We start from the raw sequence: 19,648 nt of genomic DNA on the forward strand, positions 1-19,648 counted from the left end.
TCAGAAAAAGCCTTGTGCAATGGAAATGGTGTCGCCGGGGGCGATGACGGTGGTGCGTGAAATGTTCTCGGTGACCGGCGGCCCGCCGCTGCCACGCAGGATCGTTACGCGTTTCATCGAGGCGCGTTCGGTGAGGCCGCCGCCCAGCGCAATGGCTTTTTCCAAGGTCAGGCCCGGTTGGAAGGGATAGCTGCCGGGTTTCTGCACCTCGCCATTGATGTAGAAGGGGCGGTATTCGATCTGGGCGAGGCTGACCTTCGGATCGATCAGATAGCCTTGCTTGAGGCCGTCGACGATTTTCTGTTCGACCTGATTGGGCGTCAGGCCCATGGCAACGATTTCGCCTAAAAACGGGTAAGAGAAGGTCCCGGAATCATTCAGGCGGATCTTCTTGAAACTCAACTCGGGCTCGCCGAACACGGTAATGCGCAAGACATCACCGGCGGCCAAACGGTAATTGGTGCCGGGGTCTGCGGCCTCGACAGTCGGTGTGATCCATAGCAATAACAGCAGCAACATCAGGCGCGCGTTCATGGCCCAACCCTCTTACAGACTGACGTCGAAAGTGATCTGGAACACATTGCGGGTGAAGCTTTCGTTTGCCGCATCGGAGTCGTTATCGCGGTGGCGATAGGCGGCTTCGATATCCAGCCAGCGGCGCATTTTGTAGATCACGCCGAGCTTGTAATCCTGCAGATCGTCGCTGCGGTTCTGGCCTTCGTAGACGTAATGGCCCATGCCGGCCTCGGCGACGGTGGTGATGCGCTCGGTCCAGCCATGGCGCCAGCCGATCTGGGTGAAGGTGGCTTTCACTGCGTCCGAGCCGTCATCGCCCTCGGCCATGGCTTGGCGGGCGAGAAACGAGAAGGTCGAGTAGGTGCGCGGTTTCCACGCCAGATCCACTTGCCAGGTCGGATTGCTCAGGTCATCCGAACCGCTTTCATCGAAGTTCTTGCGCTCGTAACCGACGCGCACCTTGCCGGTGGTTCTCGCCGTCAGGTCCCATTCGGCACCGGCGAGCACGGCATCGGAGCGGCTGCTGCGCGTGCTGTTGGATTGCAGATAGTCGAAGCGGGTGTGGTCGTATTCGAGCAAGCCACGGGTCTTGCTGCCGAGGCGGTGATACCAAGTGGTGCTCAGGTTGCTGGTGTTGCGTTCCTTGTCGTCATTGATGCCGTCGCCGTTGTCGTAGCGCAGTTGCGCGTAGTTGGCGCCAAAGTCGATCTGGTTGGCGGCGCTGCGGGCGCCGAAGGTGTAGACGCCACCGACACGCGTGCTCTCGATCTTGTCGTTGATGCCATCGACGGCGGTCGAGGTGGTGCGTTCGTATTTGCGGGCTTCGGCTTCAAGTTTCAGGCGATGGCGATCGGTGAACTCCATGATGCTGTCGGCCCGCAGACGCTGGGCGGTGTTGGAGGCATCGCTGGCCTGGTGATAGATGTAGCGGGTCGGCTCCCAGATCACCCGGGTGGCGCTGTTGCGATCCTCGGCCTTGAGCTCGAAAGCGGGGGCAAGGCGGGTGACCATGGTCGACTCGACGTCGTGTTCCACTTCGCGAAAATTGTCGTCGTAGCTTTCCGACAACGCGAAGGTCGGCGTGAAGTCGAAGCCATACACGTTGATGGCTTGCGGGTCCGTGCTCCACGCCGCTTCGGGAAACAAACAGGCCACGAACAGCGCGGCGGGACAGCGAGACTTCAGGGCCATTGGCGGCTGCTCCTGAACGGGGATGTCGATGTCAGGCTTGGCGGGGTTGGAGGCTATTGCCGCTGACGTTCGAGGTGTCTCAGCGGTACGCAGACATGCTGCTGCCGGTTGAGAAACTGCAGCAGGAGCATCACGCGCTCGTCGCCCTGCATGGACATGAACACGCCTTCCAGCGGCGACAGCGGGCCCTGGACGATTTGCAGCGGCTCACCGGGTTCAAGGGCCTGATCGGCAGGAAAGCCAATCGACTCCAGGCTGCGGTCACGCAAATGCGCGATCACCTGTTCCTCGACCATGGCGGGGACGTGATTGAACTCGACAATGCGGCTCACCCCCCGTGTAGAACGGATCGGCGCCCAATTGTCATCGCGGCTCAACTGAATAAAAACATAACCGGGAAACAGCGATTCAAGCACCCGGTGACGTTTGCCACGGACACTTCGTTCGCTCATCAGCTGCGGACGAAAGGTCATGTAGTTTTGTTGCTGTAAGTTGAGTTGTGCCCGTTCATCCTGGCGGGGCTTGCACTGCAATAAGTACCAGTTAGAACCGTTGCGGCAAACTGTTAGCATGCTGGAGTACTCCATACATAGCGATCGTTTCAGCAGGACAGCCGATAACTTTTGACGTGCTGTCGTGCTGGCTAGTAGGTAGTAGGCTGATCAAGGCAAATTGGCCAAGCCAGATGCATCAATGTCTTTATTGGCAGGGGAAGTGTTTCAAATATGAATCACTTGAGGCGCATTATTGTTATATGTTGCAGTATTTCGGGTATTAACCCACAGCGGTTTTTGTTTAAGCAAAGCTACCGCACGGTCCGCGTTCGCGACCTTGAAGATTTTTGGTTACATAAGTTGCCCAATGTTGGGGGACATGAACAGGTGTGTCTGCACTGTCTCCCGTGAGCAGGAAGTAGTTATCGGCCAGTCTTCGCGAGCTGTCAATTAATAACAGTCAAAAAGATTGCCTTTTATCCATTTTTTAATCGCTATGCACTTAACGTATTGTATTTACTTAATAAAAAAATATGTTTTTAACATTTAAACTTTTTCAGTATTCGGTGGTCGGTGCGAGTTAGTTGCTACAAATGATATCAAATTAGTTGCATTGTCAGTGGTGGGTGTCACTTGCTGTAGTGCGCGCAACGCGTTGTTATGCTTGCGCTATTGGCCGATTGCGCAACTAGAGAAGCACTGATAGTTGTCTTGTCACAGAAGTAGGTCCAAGCTTCATGCGCCAACGCCGTTGCCGAGATTAATCACCGCGTGCGTATCCGGTTGCTGGCAATGCAGCTTCTATTCACCGATATGGTGTCGAACGGGAGTTTCTGTGATGACCCTTCTGGTAACGGGCGCGGCTGGATTCATTGGATATCACACGGCCAAGCGTTTATGTCGCGAAGGGCTGCAAGTCGTCGGCATCGACAACCTCAACCACTACTACGATGTGACGTTGAAACAGGCTCGTCTGCAAACATTGCGGGCGATGGACAACTTTCACTTTTACCCGATCGACATCGTCGACAAGCCCGCACTCGCGGCGCTGTTCCAACGGTACAACTTCGATCACGTCATCCATCTGGCTGCACAGGCTGGCGTGCGTTATTCCCTCGACAACCCCGATGCCTACGCGCAATCCAATCTGCTGGGGTTTCTGAACATTCTGGAAGCCTGCCGACAGTTTGCGCCAGCGCACCTGATTTACGCCTCGAGCAGCTCGGTGTACGGCGCCAATCACCAGATGCCGTTCCGTGAGAGCGACCAGGTCGACTCGCCGGTTTCGCTGTACGCCGCGACCAAGCGCGCCAACGAACTGCTCGCTCACAGCTACTGCCATCTGTACGGATTAAGCGCGACGGGCCTGCGCTTTTTCACCGTCTACGGCCCGTGGGGACGGCCCGACATGGCGCTGTTCAAATTCACCGCAGCAATGCTCGAGGGCCGCGCCATCGACCTGTTCAATCAGGGCGAGATGTCGCGGGATTTCACCTACATCGACGACATCGTCGAAGCCATTTATCGATTGCACGACCAACCGCCGGCGCTTAGCGGCGAGCGCGGGACGAATCGCATCTTCAATATCGGTCGTGGCAGCCCCGTGGCTTTGCTGAGCTTTGTCGAGTGCCTGGAAGAGGCGCTGGGCATCAAGGCGCAGCGGCGGTATTTACCGATGCAGGAAGGCGACGTGCTCAAGACCTGGGCCGACGTTTCCGCGCTTTCGGACTGCATCGGTTTCAGCCCGCAAGTGCCGGTCGAGCAGGGGGTGAAGGCGTTCGTGGATTGGTATCGCGGTTTTTACTGAGTCTGAATCTGGCGCCTCAATGCAGCGTGACGACCCGCCGGCTTTCGCCAATGCGGATTCGGTCGAGCGCGTGGTTCAGTGCGTCCAGCGCATCGATCAGAGCCTTGGCTTCTGCTTCCCGACCTTCGCCCCAGAGGCGCTCGGCCATTTTGTTCAAGGCCTGGATGGAGCGTTCGATGTCGGCGGCGGTGGCGGGGGCTTCGTTGGGTGGCGATTTTCTGGGCATTGAAAGACCTGTAAGTGAAAGGGATGGATGGCTGAAAAAGTGGCTAAGTGCTAGCATTCGCGACTTCGTTGGAATTTACACTCTCAAGGACCTTTGAATGACTTATCTGCGCCTGCTGTTAGCTGCTGCCCTGATCGCCCTTTGCACTGGCTGTGCCACGTCCGCTCAAATCTCCGGCATGACGGTTGCGGCCGATCAAGACAAGGCAAACACCTATGATGCACAACTAAAGAATAACGTGCGGGTTTCAGAGGTAAATGGCGGGGATAAAACCAATCCGCTATGGACTTCGGAAATCGACAGCCCTGACTTCGGCGCTGCACTCAAGCAATCGCTCGCTAACGCTGATCTGCTTGGCAACGAATCTGCCTCTTATGCGCTACGGGCGAATTTGCTGCGCGTTGACCAGCCCCTGTTCGGCCTGAACTTCGAGGTCACCAGCGAGGTGGAATACACGTTGGTGGAAGCCGTGACCAACAAGGTTGTGCTGCGTGAAATTATCCGTACGCCTTTTACAGCGGGTTTCGGTGATTCCGTCATTGGCGTCAAGCGTCTGCGCCTGGCCAACGAGGGCTCCGCTCGCGTGAACATCATCGCCATGCTCAAGCGCCTCAGCGACCTGAAAATGGAAGCCAAACAGGTTTCGTTGAAGAACTAGGCGATTCCGCAATGGCAGGATGGGCAGCTTGCCGGTTGCGGGTTGATGCGCACGGCACGGTTGTTGTTCGACGGCTTCGTGTGCATTCCTTCGGCGGTGTGGAGCGCTGCAGCAGTGGGTTGATGCCTGGTTGGGAACAGGCAAACCTCAGAAACGCCAAAGCCCCGAATAAGCGGGGCTTTGTCGTAGATGCTATCGGGTGATTCTCAGGCCGCAGCTTTGGCATCCGCCTTGATAGCTGTTTTGCGATACGTCAGCAGCACGATGCCGGTCACCACAATCACCCCGCCGAGAATCTGCCCCGCACCGAGCATTTGATCCAGCACGATCCAGCCCATCAGCAACGTCGCCAATGGCTCGATGTTCATGACCGGCGCGTTGCGAGGCATGTCCAGGCGGGGCACGGAAATGAACAGCACGATAAAACCGGTGCCGTAGAGCACCACCAACGTGGCGAGGGCCAGCCATCCGGTTGAGCTTGCGGGCAGATTCAGGCCGCCGGGCAGGGCGCCGGTCAGTCCCGCCAGATTGACGCTGCTGAAGACGATGAAAATGGTCAAGAGGCTGCGCGCCGTACCCCGTACCTGCGACAACTTGTGGTCGGTGATCCACAGTGCGCAGGCGAACACGCTGGCGGCGCAAAACGCGAGCGCGATGCCCAGCCACCATTGCGCGCCGACCTGGGTCGCGCTCGCCAGACGCCCGGGGACATCCAGCACAAACACCAATCCCAGCAGAATCAAACCCATCAATGCCGCGGTGCGCGCGGTCGGTCTCGGGCCGCCCGTCGCCCAAGTGAGCAACGCCAGCAGGATGGGAAACACGTTGGCCACCAACAGCGCCACCGCCACCGGAACGCGAGCGACGGCGGAATACAGGCACAGGCTCTGCGCGGTAATCAGCAAACCCAACAGCAATTGCCAGCGCCAGGCGCCTGCTGGCAAGCGCAGGCTTTGTCTTTGCCACAGCACGAGGATGGCGAGCACCAGCAAGGTCCCGCCAGAACGCAGCAAAATCGCCAGCAACACACCGGCGCCATCATCAAAAGCGACTCGCGCCGCGACATGATTGCCGGCGAACGCACAGCCCATGCATAAAAGAATGATCACCGCGAGGTGACGGGGGAACGGCGGCGGTACGGTTTGCGCAACGGTAGGACGGGACATGGCAGTTCTCAAGCAGTGCCAGGCCATGCGGCATGGCGGAGGAATTTTTATTATGTTGTCGTACAACTGCGCCCGTTTTTACCGCATTGGGCACCGGCGGGCAAGTCAGGTTTTGATGGCGAGGCCGGAAGAAGGCGTGTTGAGGGCGTTTGCAGGGGGGGCAGATTTAGGTATGGAGATCGTATGACTGTGCACGCGTGCGCGGCGAGCCAGCCCTGCGCTCTGCGCAGGGCTGGTTTCTTTACGGCGCTGTCTAACGCATGTGCAAGATGATCGGGCTGCTGCTGGCCGGATCGGTGTGCTCGCGCAGTTTGCCAACTGCCTGTGCCTCGACCGCACTGCCGTGATTGCCCCAGGTGCTGCGCATGAAGGTCAGGACTTCGGCGATCTGCTGATCCGACAATTGCTCGCGGAATGCCGGCATGCGGTAGGCGTCCGGCACACCGGCAGCCACGATACGCTGCGAACCATTGAGGGTGATGTTGATCGCCGAGGCGCTCTCCTTGGCCAATGCCGAGGTCGCGCCGGCCAGCGGCGGCATCCATTCTGATTGACCTTTGCCGTCCAGCCCGTGGCAAGAGGCACAGCGTGTCACGTAGGTGTGCCCACCCGGTGAATCCAGACGCGTCGCTGCCGAAGCCTCCTGGTATTGCCACGGCTGGCCGTCGCGCTGCGAGTCGCCGGGCAACGACTTCAGATAGCGGGCAATGGCCGTCAGGTCTTCGTCGCTCATGAACTGCGTGGAGTTGTTGAACGCTTCGGTCATCGAGCCGTAGACCACCGCATGTTTGTTGCGTCCGGTCTGGAGGAACTGCACGATCTCCGGCTCGCTCCAGCGACCCAAGCCGGTGTTGTGGTCATCGCGCAGGCTCGGCGCGTACCAGCCATCGAGGAGGGCACCCGCGAGGAATGGTGTGCCGGATTCGTCCAGTGCTTTTTCGTTGAACGCCAGACCCCGCGGCGTATGACAACTGCCGCAGTGCCCGGCGCCCTGCACGAGGTAAGCGCCCCGATTCCACAAGGGGTCCTGCGACGACGTGGCCACATAAGGCTCGGCGTCGACAAACACGCCGTTCCACAAAGCAATCGGCCAACGCAGATTCAACGGCCAGGGAATTGCACTCGGGATGTTCGCCTGCTTCACCGGCGCCACGCCTTTCATGAAGAATGCATACAGCGCACGCACGTCGTCGTCACTGAGTTTGGCATAGGAAGGATAGGGCATCGCCGGGTACAAACGGCGACTCTCGGGTGCTACGCCATGGCGCACGGCACGGTCAAAGTCCGCCAGGCTGTAGGCGCCAATCCCGGTTTCAGTGTCCGGTGTGATGTTGGTCGCGTGGATCGCGCCCAACGGTGTGGCCATCTCCAGCCCACCGGCGAATGGGGCGCTGCCCGGCACGCTGTGGCAGGCCACACAATCGCTGAGACGGGCAACGTATTCGCCGCGCGCGATCAGCGCCGGGTCGATGTCGGCCGCAGTCAACGTGTTCTCTTCAAAATGCGAGACAGGCTCGCGCGTGACATACCAGGCCAGCAGGCCTGCCGCGACCAGGCACGGCACCGCCAGCCAGCCAGCGGTTCTTGCGAATCGGCTGTTATTCATGGACGCTCCGGCGCTGATCAGGTGAATGTGTGTCGGCTCAGGGGCAGGCTGCGAACCCGTTGTCCCGTCAGTGTCGCCACCGCGTTCGCGACAGCGGGGGCGACCGCTGGCAACGGTGGTTCGCCGATGCCGCCCATTTTTTCCCCGCTCTCGACGACACGCACATGAACCCGTGCCATCCGCGCAGGCGGCAGGATCTGATACAAGTCGTAGTTGCGCGCCCGAGGCTTGCCATCAATCCACACGGCTTCTTCCACGAGTGTCTGGGACAGACCCAGCGCCACGGCGCCATTGACCTGCGCCTCGACAATCGCCGGGTTGACGATGCTGCCGGGGTCAATCGCCTGCCAGATGTCGTGCACCTTGACCTGTCCGTTCTCGATCGACACCTCGGCGATCACCGCGGTCTCCGTACCGAACGGCGAAGCCATCGCCACGCCTCTTGCACGTCGGCTGCCATCCTCGGCGGTAAACGGCCCACGCTTCCAGCCCCCTGACAACTCAGCCACCGCCTGCAACAGCGTGGTCAGGCGCTGGTTGTCGCGCAGCAAATGCAGGCGCAGTTCTAAGGGGTCCTTGCTGCCCTTGTCGGCCAGTTCGTCGAGGAACGATTCATAGAAGAAGTCGTTGAGCGAATTACCCACCGACCGCCAGTAACCGAGCATCGCCGGACCTTTCACATAGATCTGCGCGATACGCTTGTTAGGGATCGCGTAGGACTTGCCCGACAAGCCTTCAAGCGCCGTGGGGTCGAGCTTCTCACCCTGTTTGCCGGCGATGGCCTCGGTCGGACCTTCGGTGGCACTGATCGCTTCGATTGCCAGCGGCCAGCCGTCCTTGTCCAGCGCCGCGCGGAAGTTCACCGCAGCAACCGGACGGAGCACATCACGCAAAAACTCTTCCTCGCGACTCCAGATCATTTTGACCGGGCGGCCAACGGCCTTGGACAGCTCGATCGCCTGCGGATAGGGACTGGCTGAATCGTAGAGGAAATGCCGCCCGAAGAACCCGCCCAGTAACGGCGAATGCAGGGTAATGCGCGATGGATCCAGACCCGTGCGTTTGGCGATGTCCGCGCGGTACATGTCCGGCGCCTGATTGGGCAGCCAGACTTCCAGCGAACCGTCCGGATTGAATCGGGCCAGCGCCGAAGGCGGTTCCAGCTGCCCGTGGTTCAAGTACTGGTTGTGGTAAGTGGCGTCGATTCGGGACTTGGCATCACCGAGCAGCGCAGCGACGTTGCCCTCATTCTCGTCATCCCTGGCTGGGCCCTTGTGTGCGGCGAGTTGCTTGAGCCAGTCATCGCTGGAAAAGTCTGCCGGCATCGGCCGCACTTTGCTCTCGCTCGTGGGTGCCTGCCAGTCGACCTGAATCGCTTCGACCGCACGTTTCGCATGCCACCAGCGCTCGGCGACCACCGCCACCGCGCCCTGCAGGCGATGCACCGAATGCACGCCTTTCATCGCCTTGACCTGATCTTCGTTGCGCAAGTTGCCCACCGTCATACCCAAACGCGGGGCATGTTGAACCGCCGCATGCAGCATGCCGTCGACCTTCAGGTCGATGCTGTAAAGCGCCTTGCCCGTGGACTTGTCGTAGGCATCGAGACGCTTCACCGGTTTGCCGATCCAGCGGAACTGACTCGGATCCCGCAGTTGCACGCTGGCTGGATCGGGAACCGGTAGATCCATCGCGCGCTCGGCCAATTCACCGTAGGCCAACGAGCGGCCCGACGCGGCATGCACGACTTTGCCGGGTTCGGTGGTCAGTTCGCTCACCGGCACCCCCAGCTGCTGCGCGCCAGCCTGCAGCAGCATGGCGCGGGCGAGCGCACCGAGGCGGCGCATGACCGGGTAACTCATGCGCACCGACATGCTGCCACCGGTGATGCGCATGCCGTTGTCCATCACCACATAAGCTTCGCCGGGCGGCGCGGCTTCGACCAGAAACGTCGATGGGTCGGCGTCCAGTTCTTCACCGACGATTTGTGCCATCGCGGTGAACGTACCTTGGCCGCCTTCCATGAACGGGCAAAGCAGACGCACGCGGTTGTCCGGACGGATCTCCAGAAACGCCGGCACCTGCGTGCCGCGCTCGGCGCTGGCTGCTGCAGTCGCCGCCGCTTGCACGCGTGTCGAACCGAGTGGCAGACCGAAGCCAAGGACCAATGCGCCCACGGCAGTTCCGGTCAGAAAACGTCGGCGCGACACGTTGACCGGATCGTGCAGTGCGAACGCGGAGGCCTCGTGGGAAGGATCGAGACGGACGCTCATCACGCGTTCCCCTTGCCGGCCAGCTCATGCACGGCGGCATGAATGGCGTTGTAAGTACCGCAGCGACACAGATTGACCATCGCGGCCTCGATCTGCGCATCACTCGGCGCAGGGTTTTGCTTGAGCAAAGCCGTAGCGGCCATCACCTGCCCGGACTGGCAGTAACCGCACTGGGCGACTTGCAGATCGACCCAGGTCGAGACAACGCGTTTGCCCACTTCATCGTCTTCGATGGCCTCAATGGTGGTGATCTCGCGGCCGACCACACCGGCCACCGGCGTGACGCACGAACGCACCACATTGCCGTCCACCAGTACCGAGCAGGCGCCGCATTGCGCCAGACCGCAGCCGTACTTGGTGCCGGTCATGCCCAGATCATCGCGGATCACCCACAACAAGGGCGTATCCGCATCGGCATCGACCTGATAGGTCTTTTGGTTGATTTTCAGTTCCATGGCTCACCCGCTTGATCATCGGTTGACTTGCATTGTTATGAGCGGTGACACGCGGCGAGGCGCATCAGCGTTTTTCGTTCAATTCGCTACTGTGCTGAGCGCTTCTGGCTCGAGTGGCTGCCCGCGCATCAGGGCGATGTCGCGACTCGGCGCGGTGCCGAACAGGCGGCCATATTCGCGGCTGAACTGCGAAGGACTTTCATAGCCGACAGCAAACGCCGCGCGTGATACGTCCAGGCGTTCCATCAACATCAATCGCCGCGCCTCGTTCAGGCGCATCCATTTCTGGTACTGCAGCGGACTCATGCCGGTGAGCTGGCGGAAATGATGGTGAAAGGTCGGCGCACTCATTTGCACCCGCGCGGCCAGATCGTCGATGCGCAGTGCGCCGGTGTAGTTGACCTTGAGCCAGTCGATGGCTTTGGCGATGCGATAACCCTGGCCATCGACGGCAGTGATCTGCCGCAGCCGTGCGCCTTGATCGGTATTGAGCAGTCGATAATGGATTTCTCGCAGAATCAGCGGCGCCAGCACCGCGATCCCCTCCGGTTCATCGAGTAACGTCAGCAGCCGGTCGAGCGCGCCTTCCAGTGCGCAGGACATTTGGCCAATGCCTGCGCCCGTGCCCGTTGATTGCTGGCGCTTCGCAGGCAAGCCGCTCTGGGTGATGACTTCGGCAAGCATGCCGACATCCAGTTTCAGTACGAGGCCGACGCAGGGCTGATCGGGGCTGGCAAGCACCACTTCCGAGTTGGCGGGCAGATCCAGTGAAGTGACCAGAAAACGCGAAGGCTCGTAGCAATAGCCCTCACCAGCGACCCACAAGCGCTTTTGCCCACGGGCCACCAGAATCAGGCTCGGTTCGATCATGCACACAGCGGGGGGCGCTGGCTGGTCGCGACGAAACAGCGACAGGCCGGGAATGGATGTCGCGAAGTCACCCGGTGCGCTCACGCGCGGGTCGATGTTCAGCGGCAACGGTGATTCCTGGCGCGGGGAGGTATGAATCATGGTGGGTGGCTCCTGTTGAGCGAACTCTAATCCGCCGGTCAGACGTTTCATATCCATCACCCTGCATCCTCAGAGGATCAGGCAAGCATTCAAGAGGAATGCGCTAGAGCGGGGGCAGATCGACCGGGAGAATGTGTCTATCTGTTACAGGGGCAGTGCCGGCAAGACGACAAGTTGCCCAAGCCCCTGCGCATCACGCCCCCACGCTTTCGCATCACAGGTAATTTCCATGACTGTTTCATCTACAGACCTTTCTTCAGAAAAACGCGGCTGGAGCGCGGTGCTGGCCATGTCGTTGGCCGCATTCGCTTTGGTCGCCTCCGAATTCATGCCCGTCAGTCTGCTGACGCCCATCGCGGCCGATCTGCACATCACCGAGGGCCAGGCAGGGCAGGGCATTTCCGTGTCCGGTGCCTTTGCATTGATCACCAGCCTGGTGATTGCATCGATTGCCGCGCGCGTCGAACGCAAGAAACTACTGCTGTCTCTGACCTTGCTGATGATCGTGTCAGGCACAGTCGTCGCCCTCGCGCCGGGCTACCCTTCATTCATGGTCGGACGTGCTTTGATCGGCATCGCGATCGGTGGTTTCTGGTCACTGTCGGCGGCGACCGCCATGCGCCTGGTGCCGAGTGATCAAGTCCCCCGAGCGTTGGCCCTGGTCAACGGCGGTAATGCGCTCGCCACGGTCATCGCCGCTCCAGCCGGGGCCTTTCTGGGCTCGTTGATAGGCTGGCGCGGCGCGTTTTTCTGCGTGGTTCCAGTCGCCGCGTTAGCAGCCGTTTGGCTGATGATCAGTCTTCCGTCCTTCAAGGACGAACGCCCAGCGCGCAGCGGCAACGCCTTGCAGCTGATGAAGCGTTTGCCGATCGCGTTGGGAATGATCGCCGTCAGCGCGTTTTTCATGGGCCAGTTCATGCTGTTCACCTACCTGCGCCCGTTTCTTGAGGGCGTCACGGGCGTCAGCGTTTCAACACTGTCGTTCATGCTGCTGGGGCTGGGACTTGCCGGTTTTATCGGCACCTTTCTGATCGAGCGCTTTATGGGCAACGGCCTCTATCGCACGCTGACCATCATCCCTCTGATCATGGCGGTGATAGCGCTCGCGTTAGTCAACTTTGGCGCGTCGCCGCTGCTGACTGCCGTGCTGCTCGGGCTGTGGGGACTGGTCGCGACGGCTGCTCCGGTCGGATGGTGGACGTGGCTGGCGCAAACTCTGCCCGACGATGCTGAAGCTGGTGGCGGCATGCTCGTCGCCATTGTCCAGCTGGCTATCGCAGGCGGCGCAATCGTGGGTGGTCTGGCATTTGATTTGAGCGGTTACAAGGCGACATTCGAGCTCAGCGCGGCGGTGTTGGTGGCTGCGTCTTTGCTCGCGTGGCTGGCGGGGCGCAGTGCCAGTGAGGTTCATCTTGTCGAGTCGAACGTGACGGCTTGATGACATTCCAGCTTATGGCCAATGGACATTCGTCACGAACGACTGCTTACGGCCATAAGCAGCTATTGGTATGTGGTCGTTGTCTACCCATTGCTGTCGCTCGCAAGGGGCGGCTATCAGTAGCAGACAATAACTCGAGGGTGCCCCACGAGCCCAAGGACGACTCCGTCACAGACGGTCTGGAAACTGAGCTGGTTATGGTCACCGAGCTTGGGTTTTTGACAAAACGGGACGGGTCTCTAAACCGCAGTTGCCACGACGACTTCGCATGTTTGGCCACCCGTTTGCTTCAATCGAGTGTCCGTAGTGTTTCAACGATAAGTGAACGCACCCAGCGATGGCCTGCGTCTCGCTGAGTTCGTTCATGCCAGACCAGGATTTTTCTGAAGCCTGGAATTTCAACAGGCGGCTTTACTGATGTGAGCCCGATGTTGTTCACTGCCAATCGACGCGGCACGACAGCGATTATGTCGCTGTACATTAGAATCTCTGGAAGTACCAGAAAGCTGGTCACCGACACTGTCACTCGGCGTGATCTTCCAAGTTTTTCCAGCGCATCATCCGTCACTCCATGAAAACCGCCCCCTGCCGGGGAAACCAAGGCGTGATCCAATGCGCAGAATCGATCCAGTGAAAGCTTGCCATTCAGCGCATCCGGGTGATCAGCGCGCATCACGCATACATAGCTTTCATCAAAGAGTGCCATCGCATGCAATCCTGGTGTTACCGCTTCAGGGGTAACCAATGCGAGATCGATCTCACCTCGATCCAGCTGATTTTGAAGCTCTTGATGATCCACGGGCTGGACACTAACGCGGATGTTCGGCGCTTGTATCCTTAGCGCGCTGAGAAACGATACGACCACGGCACGCAATGCATAGTCGGTTGAAGCAATCCTTATCGTCATGCTCGCCGTCAACGGATCAAAGCTTTGCGGCTGAAGCATGCCTTCAATATCTGCCAGCAATTTCTTAACCGGTGTTGCAAGTTGCTCAGCGCGCAACGTTGGCACGATGCCGCGTTGGGCGCGCACGAACAGCGGATCGGCGAAGCTTTCTCGGAGCCTGTTAAGCATGCCGCTCACAGCAGGCTGGGTGAGCGATAGTCGATTAGCGGCTCGCGTAACACTACGTTCGTCAAGCAACGCATCCAGTGCTTTAAGCAGGTTGAGATCGAGAGTTCTGATATAAGGATTCATTATGCGCAGAATAAAATATAGCGATTGGTCTTATTTCTAGCCTACACCCATCATGGTCTCAATTCATCAACTGAGCGCTGCATTACCATGAACCAGATCATTTGGCCTGAGGGCTACCTGCCAGGTTTTACCGAAAACTTTGTCTCTAACGAGGTCATCATCGCGGGATTGAGTGCCGCACAGGTATGGCCTCTGCTCAGCCAGGCGCAGAGATGGCCCTCGTACTACGCCAACTCGGCAAACATTCAGTTTCATGATCACATCGGGCCGGATCTGCAAGACGGGGTATCTTTCTACTTTGAAACGTTCGGCTTTCCGGTCGAAGCTTTATGCAATGAGTACGTGCCGCCAACCCCAACCTCTCCAGGACGAATTGCGTGGCATGGATGGTCGGGTGAGGGTGATTCTCGGCTGGACGTTCACCATGCCTGGCTGATTGAAGACCTCTCTGGTGGACGAGTGCGCATCCTGACTCAGGAAACACAGAAGGGTAAACCAGCGGAGGATCTCGCCAAGGCCAAACCCAATCCGATGATCAACGGTCACCAGGACTGGCTGGACGGCTTGGTGGGCGCGGCACGCTTGTCTCCCGGCATGTAACCTCTGAATTGAGTCTTTAGCCGTGGGCTTCAGAGGCGGTCAGATCAGGCATTCCAAGTGCGGCCCCAAGGCATCCGTATCTCAGCTTTGGGGCGATTCGACAAAAGCCTGACGGCTTCCCTACGTTATCCGCAATATTTGAACTTCATTCCAACGGCAGCGGACGATCAATGATCACGTGCTTCATCACCAACGTCGATGTCAGACGCTGTACGTTGGGTAACCTCGACAGTTCCTCATCGTAGAGTTTTTGAAATGCAGGAAGATCTGCTGTCACCACCATCAGCAGGTAATCAGGATCGCCGAAAAGTCTCTGAGCTTGGACGATGTAAGGAATTCGCGGTAAAGCATCTTCAAAATCAGTTACTGCTTTTTGGTGTCCCTCTCTAAGCGTCACGAATATCAGGGACGAGAAATTGAGTCCCAACTCAGTTGCGGATAGTTGAGCTCGATAACCCTTGATCACTCCCAGATCTTCCATCGCCCGAACGCGTCGATGGCATGGAGACAAACTGAGACCTACGCGGTCGGCCAGCTCCGTCAGTGACTGACGACCATCTTGCTGCAGTTGCGCAAGAATCTTCTTGTCCATGCGATCCATTAGGTAAAACCTTCTAATTTGGCGAGCTTCGACAGGTATCTTCGAAAGATAATACCACCTCGCTTTCATTATCCTTCTACCACGGTTTTTCAGGGCCACGCGGCGCTTTGAATTGATGGAAGAGGAAGGATTTGATCGTGACTGTTTCTCTGATTATGGCGTTTTGGGCCGTATCATTTTTGTTTGTTATCACGCCCGGGGTCGACTGGGCCTACGCGATATCGGCAGGTTTGCGAGGCCGCGTCTTACCCGCCGTAGTCGGCATGGTTTCCGGCCATCTTGTGGCCACGCTGATCGTCGCCGCAGGTGTGGGGGGAGTGCTGGTCAAAATTCCCTATGCATTGCTGACGTTAACGCTGATGGGGGCCGCTTATCTCTTATGGCTCGGCCTTAACATGTTGTTCAAGCCTTCGCTGCCGGCTCAAGGAGCATCCCGCGATGAAGGTGCCGGGATGGCCTGGGCGATAAAGGGACTATGCGTCAGCGGTCTCAACCCGAAAGTCCTATTGTTGTTCCTGGCGCTGCTACCTCAGTTCACTGATGCGTCAGCCGCATGGCCAGTAGGGGCTCAGATTGTCGCTCTAGGTCTGATTCATGGTGTCAGTTGCGGTGTCGTCTATCTCGCGGTCGGCTATGGCGCTGGTGCGGTGCTTGCTTCACGACCAGCAGCGGCAATCAATGTGAGTCGGATATCGGGAGCCGCCATGATCGTAATCGCTGTGGTTCTAGCTGCCGAGCGGCTGGCCATTTGAATTGAGGAAGCGAAATGTCTGATCAAAATATTGCCCCCTATAACAGCCCGCGTCGCGGTAGGGTACGAATTCCACATTTACAGGACATGAAGGTACAGGGTCAGAAATGGGCCATGTTGACGGCTTATGACATGTACGCAGCGTCGGTGTTTGAGGCGGCAGGAATTCCAGTGCTGCTCGTAGGCGATTCCGCTGCCAACAACGTGTTTGGACATAACTCGACGTTGGCAATAACAGTTGACGAGATGCTTCCTCTTGTCAGAGCGGTTTCGAGTGCTACCGAACGGGCGTTGGTCATTGCCGATTTGCCCTTTGGCTCTTATCAGGGATCGCCTGAGCAATGCTTCCATACCGCAGTGCGCTTCATGAAGGAAGGCGGCGCTCATGCGGTAAAGCTCGAAGGAGGGATCGAGATGCTTGCGCAGGTAGAGATGTTGGTAGCCGCTGGCATACCAGTTATGGCCCATATCGGTTTTACCCCACAGGCAGAACATCAGCTGGGCGGATACCGCATCCAGGGCAAAGGCGAAGACGCGCAGCGGTTGATTGACTTGAGCGTTGCCTTCGAGCGTGCTGGGGCGTTTGGCCTGCTGATAGAGATGGTGCCAGGCGATGTAGCAACGAGGATCACCGAGACAGTCTCCATCCCTACCGTAGGAATTGGTGCCGGGAATGGCTGCGATGCACAGGTGCTTGTCTGGCAGGACATGGCAGGGCTAAGGGATGGTCAGTTGCCGCGATTCGTCAAGCAGTATGCGGATATGAGAAAGGTGATGAGTGACGCTGCTCAAGCCTTCGCTAAAGATGTCGAATCGGGCTCATTCCCTGGGCCAGAACATACTTTTTAGAGCATCGGAGATCGCAATGAGCACACTGCGCCAGAAGGCGATAGAAGGCCTCGAGGAAGGTGACACTTTTGAAATCAAACGCACTTTTTCGGACGCAGACATCGCCCAGTTTGAAGCGCTATCGCGCGATCACAACCCAGTGCATTCCGATGCGATGTATGCAGAGGCCAAAGGCTTTGATGGTGTCATCGCTCATGGCTTGCTGACGGCGACATTGATCACAGAGATCGGAGGGCAGTTGGGGTGGTTGGCTACCTCCATGAATTTGCGCTTCAAGCGCCCCGTTTATATCGGGGATGAGCTTACCTGCGTGTGGAAAATTATGGCGATCGATGAGGGCAATCGGGCTCAAGCCGAGGTAATCGTGACCAACAGTTGCGGCCTGGCTGTCTTGCTCGCGGAGACGACAGGGCTAATTCCCAATGACGCCGAGAGAAAACTACTCGCATCAATGATGGTTGATGAGATCTAGGTAGTGGGGCCGTCTGATCGGTGCAATCAATCAAAGACCTGCTAAATGATTCCCCCTTTAATGGGCACTTTTATGAATCGCACATGACCGCTTTTGGCAAATAGTGGCCGCTCACGAACGTCCGATTCCGGCCCATGGCTGCCTTTCGTAACTGGCTGAAATCGACCGCAAGCGAGTTGTCAGGAGGCAGCCTTAAGTAGCCGTCAGTTGACTTACATGGCCAGCTCACTTTCCTTGATATTCGCAATAGGGCCTAAAATCGACGCGTCAAACGCTACCAGAGGACGGCGGGTGGCAAGGCGGTTGGGGTAGTCTGGGTTTGCCAGCGCTGCCTTTCCGATAGCCAGGATATCTGCCCCATCGGCCCGCACGGCGTCGAAGTGTTCCTCGTCATGCAGGCCGCCGTTTGCAATCAACACGACCCCGGGCGCATGACGACGTGCCAACGCAACCAGGCTTTCTGTGCTGCTGAGAAAAGCAGGTTGCCACACCTCGTATTCGGTCACATGGATGTAGTCGACCCCGGCGTCCTTGAGGGAGCCAAAAATGACTTCGGCATCGTGTTCGCCGTTCGACCACTTGTGCCCGAAATCATTGACCTTGCCTTGAGATATCCGAACGCCGACGGGAACAGCCCCCAAGGTTTCCCGGACGGCTTTGATGACTTCCAGAATCAACCCGATGCGTTGTTGCGTGTTGCCACCCCAGCGGTCATTGCGGTGATTGGTGTAATCGGTGAGGAATTGGTCAAGCAAGTAACCATTCGCTCCATGTATCTCGACACCATCGAAGCCCGCATCCAGCACTGAACGCTTCGCAGCCTGAGCGAAGCCAGCAATGGCATCGGCGATGTTTTCGTCCGTCATCGCAGTGGGCACCGGATACTTGCCTTCTCCATAGTAGAACCGCATTTGCTCGCCTTTGGGACGAGTCGCCGACGGCGCGGCGGTTTGCTGGGTGAAGCGATTTCCCTGGCTCAGCGCCCCGGCATGCATGAGTTGCGCGAAAATAGCCGTTTCTTGAGCGTGGACTCGGTCTGTGATCGTTCTCCATGCGAGGGTTTGTTCCGCGTCCGTCAGGCCCGGCTGGAAGGGGTAGCCTTGGGAAAAGCGTTGGTCAGTGTAGATCCCTTCGGTAATGACTAATCCAAACCCGCCTTCGGCAAAGCGTTCGTAATAGCGCGCCATTGTGTCGGTCACCACGCCGGTTTGCGTGGCGCTGACGCGAGTCATGGGAGCGACCGCCAAGCGATTGCGGAGGGTGAGATTCTTGATATCGTATGGCGTTAAAATCGATGGGGTCGAGTGGTTCATGGCTGCACCTCGTTTCTAAGCGTACCAGGGCGTAATTGCCTGCTGTCGTGGATAGTACGGCGGTGCTTGGGCTCGACCAAGCCAGCTTTGCGTGAAGCCGGCATAACGAAAAAGGATGTAATCATGCTGACAACTGACCTGCGCATTTTTCTTGCAGTCGCGACTGCGCGCAGCCTTTCGGATGCGGCGCGCAGAATGGATGTGATGCCCATGCAGGTGTCACGGCGGATCAGTGCGCTTGAGCAGGAATTAGGTGTGCGGCTGCTTCAACGCACCACCAGGGCAGTGTCGCTCACTGCCGAGGGGGAAGCATTCCTGCCCTATGCCCATACCATGATCGAGGCCGAGGAGAGTGCGCTGCGGGAGTTACAGCCTTCGTCGAGCCGGGTGACAGGGGTGCTGCGGATGACGGCACCCAGTGTTTTCGGTCAATCCATCGTCTTGCCCATGCTGCCGAAACTGCTGCAGCGATACCCTGATCTACAGGTGGAACTCGACGTTTCCGATACAGTAGTCGATCTGGTGGGGCGCGGATTTGACCTCGCGCTGCGCGTTGCACCTCTGGCCGATTCCGAACTGGTTGCCAGGCGTATCGCACCCAATCCCCGCGTTCTCTGTGCGGCCCCCCATTATCTGCGAGAGCACGGCACGCCCTCCACCGTAGCGGAGCTTGATCAGCACCCGTGCATTGTTCTTCAAGCTGTACCGAAATGGCCTTTTGTGGTGAACGGCGAGATCGATCGGCGGCGAGTACAGGGGCGGGTGATGATCAGTAGCGTTGGCGCCGTACGCGATGCTGCAATTGAAGGCCTGGGCGTTGCGATGCTGACGTACTGGGACGTTCTGCCCCAATTGCGAGACGGTTCTCTGGAGGAAATCCAGTTGACTGACGGGAGCATGGAACAGTTGTCTGTCTGGGCCGTCACCCCGACCCGCCAGTATGTTCCTGCCAGGGTGAAAGTTTTCCTGCAGATGCTCGAAGCTGATATGACTTCGCGGATTCAGAGCGTCTAACCGCTGTCT

General features: G+C 58.4%; 20 protein-coding genes. 8 read left to right on the plus strand and 12 right to left on the minus strand.

What is annotated here, in order from left to right; genetic code table 11:
- Genes EJA71_RS12910 through rfaH form a run of 3 tightly spaced genes read right to left on the minus strand, consistent with a single transcriptional unit; the run spans position 1 to position 2,294 of the window.
- Positions 1 to 534, minus strand: coding sequence for a polysaccharide biosynthesis/export family protein (locus EJA71_RS12910; RefSeq protein ID WP_158957374.1), 534 nt, complete (start codon positions 532 to 534; stop codon positions 1 to 3).
- Between the two features lie 12 nt (positions 535 to 546).
- Positions 547 to 1,707: an outer membrane beta-barrel protein gene (locus EJA71_RS12915; protein ID WP_158957376.1), complete on the minus strand. Its 1,161-nt coding sequence runs from the start codon at positions 1,705 to 1,707 to the stop codon at positions 547 to 549.
- 53 nt (positions 1,708 to 1,760) lie between these two features.
- Positions 1,761 to 2,294, minus strand: coding sequence for a transcription/translation regulatory transformer protein RfaH (gene rfaH, locus EJA71_RS12920; RefSeq protein ID WP_256671723.1), 534 nt, complete (start codon positions 2,292 to 2,294; stop codon positions 1,761 to 1,763).
- 745 nt (positions 2,295 to 3,039) lie between these two features.
- Here rfaH and EJA71_RS12925 point away from each other — a divergent pair.
- Positions 3,040 to 4,008, plus strand: coding sequence for an SDR family NAD(P)-dependent oxidoreductase (locus tag EJA71_RS12925; protein WP_158957378.1), 969 nt, complete (start codon positions 3,040 to 3,042; stop codon positions 4,006 to 4,008).
- A gap of 16 nt (positions 4,009 to 4,024) precedes the next feature.
- Here EJA71_RS12925 and EJA71_RS12930 read toward each other — a convergent pair whose 3' ends face one another.
- Positions 4,025 to 4,234 carry a hypothetical protein gene (locus EJA71_RS12930; RefSeq protein WP_158957380.1) on the minus strand — a complete coding sequence of 70 codons (210 nt, stop codon included), beginning with the start codon at positions 4,232 to 4,234 and terminating at the stop codon, positions 4,025 to 4,027.
- 97 nt (positions 4,235 to 4,331) lie between these two features.
- Between EJA71_RS12930 and EJA71_RS12935 the strand changes: the two genes are divergently transcribed.
- Positions 4,332 to 4,892, plus strand: a complete 561-nt coding sequence (locus EJA71_RS12935) for a hypothetical protein (RefSeq protein WP_256671724.1) — start codon at positions 4,332 to 4,334, stop codon at positions 4,890 to 4,892.
- A gap of 206 nt (positions 4,893 to 5,098) precedes the next feature.
- Here the strand turns inward: EJA71_RS12935 and EJA71_RS12940 are convergent, their stop codons facing one another.
- From EJA71_RS12940 to EJA71_RS12960, 5 genes are all read right to left on the minus strand, one after another.
- Positions 5,099 to 6,058 carry an EamA family transporter gene (locus EJA71_RS12940; RefSeq protein WP_158957382.1) on the minus strand — a complete coding sequence of 320 codons (960 nt, stop codon included), beginning with the start codon at positions 6,056 to 6,058 and terminating at the stop codon, positions 5,099 to 5,101.
- 253 nt (positions 6,059 to 6,311) lie between these two features.
- Positions 6,312 to 7,664, minus strand: a complete 1,353-nt coding sequence (locus tag EJA71_RS12945; protein ID WP_158957384.1) for a cytochrome c — start codon at positions 7,662 to 7,664, stop codon at positions 6,312 to 6,314.
- Between the two features lie 17 nt (positions 7,665 to 7,681).
- The gene (locus EJA71_RS12950) at positions 7,682 to 9,937 is read right to left on the minus strand and encodes a xanthine dehydrogenase family protein molybdopterin-binding subunit (RefSeq protein WP_158957387.1); all 2,256 of its coding nucleotides are present in this window, start codon (positions 9,935 to 9,937) and stop codon (positions 7,682 to 7,684) included.
- The gene (locus tag EJA71_RS12955; RefSeq protein ID WP_158957389.1) at positions 9,937 to 10,392 is read right to left on the minus strand and encodes a (2Fe-2S)-binding protein; all 456 of its coding nucleotides are present in this window, start codon (positions 10,390 to 10,392) and stop codon (positions 9,937 to 9,939) included. Before EJA71_RS12955 ends, EJA71_RS12950 begins: the two co-directional genes overlap by 1 nt.
- 78 nt (positions 10,393 to 10,470) lie before the next feature.
- A complete protein-coding gene (locus EJA71_RS12960) occupies positions 10,471 to 11,403 on the minus strand; it encodes an AraC family transcriptional regulator (RefSeq protein ID WP_158957391.1) in 933 nt (310 codons plus the stop codon).
- Between the two features lie 229 nt (positions 11,404 to 11,632).
- Between EJA71_RS12960 and EJA71_RS12965 the strand changes: the two genes are divergently transcribed.
- Positions 11,633 to 12,841, plus strand: coding sequence for an MFS transporter (locus EJA71_RS12965; RefSeq protein ID WP_158957392.1), 1,209 nt, complete (start codon positions 11,633 to 11,635; stop codon positions 12,839 to 12,841).
- 289 nt (positions 12,842 to 13,130) lie between these two features.
- On the opposite strand, the gene EJA71_RS12970 is transcribed toward EJA71_RS12965, so the two are convergent.
- Entirely contained in the window at positions 13,131 to 14,039 is a 909-nt protein-coding gene (locus EJA71_RS12970; protein WP_158957394.1) for a LysR family transcriptional regulator, read from the minus strand.
- A gap of 87 nt (positions 14,040 to 14,126) precedes the next feature.
- Between EJA71_RS12970 and EJA71_RS12975 the strand changes: the two genes are divergently transcribed.
- Positions 14,127 to 14,639 carry an SRPBCC domain-containing protein gene (locus EJA71_RS12975; protein WP_158957401.1) on the plus strand — a complete coding sequence of 171 codons (513 nt, stop codon included), beginning with the start codon at positions 14,127 to 14,129 and terminating at the stop codon, positions 14,637 to 14,639.
- A 145-nt stretch (positions 14,640 to 14,784) separates the two neighbouring features.
- Here EJA71_RS12975 and EJA71_RS12980 read toward each other — a convergent pair whose 3' ends face one another.
- Positions 14,785 to 15,240: an Lrp/AsnC family transcriptional regulator gene (locus EJA71_RS12980; protein WP_158957403.1), complete on the minus strand. Its 456-nt coding sequence runs from the start codon at positions 15,238 to 15,240 to the stop codon at positions 14,785 to 14,787.
- Between the two features lie 131 nt (positions 15,241 to 15,371).
- On the opposite strand from EJA71_RS12980, the gene EJA71_RS12985 reads away from it, so the two are divergent.
- The 3 genes from EJA71_RS12985 to EJA71_RS12995 are packed head-to-tail and all read left to right on the plus strand — an operon-like array spanning position 15,372 to position 17,312.
- A complete protein-coding gene (locus EJA71_RS12985) occupies positions 15,372 to 15,992 on the plus strand; it encodes a LysE family translocator (protein WP_158957405.1) in 621 nt (206 codons plus the stop codon).
- Between the two features lie 14 nt (positions 15,993 to 16,006).
- On the plus strand, positions 16,007 to 16,840 hold the full coding sequence (gene panB / locus EJA71_RS12990) for a 3-methyl-2-oxobutanoate hydroxymethyltransferase (RefSeq protein ID WP_158957407.1): 834 nt from the start codon (positions 16,007 to 16,009) through the stop codon (positions 16,838 to 16,840).
- A 16-nt stretch (positions 16,841 to 16,856) separates the two neighbouring features.
- Positions 16,857 to 17,312 carry a MaoC family dehydratase gene (locus EJA71_RS12995; RefSeq protein WP_158957409.1) on the plus strand — a complete coding sequence of 152 codons (456 nt, stop codon included), beginning with the start codon at positions 16,857 to 16,859 and terminating at the stop codon, positions 17,310 to 17,312.
- A gap of 212 nt (positions 17,313 to 17,524) precedes the next feature.
- Here EJA71_RS12995 and EJA71_RS13000 read toward each other — a convergent pair whose 3' ends face one another.
- Positions 17,525 to 18,625: an NADH:flavin oxidoreductase gene (locus EJA71_RS13000; RefSeq protein ID WP_158957411.1), complete on the minus strand. Its 1,101-nt coding sequence runs from the start codon at positions 18,623 to 18,625 to the stop codon at positions 17,525 to 17,527.
- A gap of 123 nt (positions 18,626 to 18,748) precedes the next feature.
- Between EJA71_RS13000 and EJA71_RS13005 the strand changes: the two genes are divergently transcribed.
- A complete protein-coding gene (locus EJA71_RS13005; protein WP_158957413.1) occupies positions 18,749 to 19,639 on the plus strand; it encodes a LysR family transcriptional regulator in 891 nt (296 codons plus the stop codon).
- Positions 19,640 to 19,648 lie beyond the last annotated feature (9 nt).

It is taken from the genome of Pseudomonas sp. PB106, from assembly GCF_009764645.1.
Classification (GTDB): domain Bacteria; phylum Pseudomonadota; class Gammaproteobacteria; order Pseudomonadales; family Pseudomonadaceae; genus Aquipseudomonas.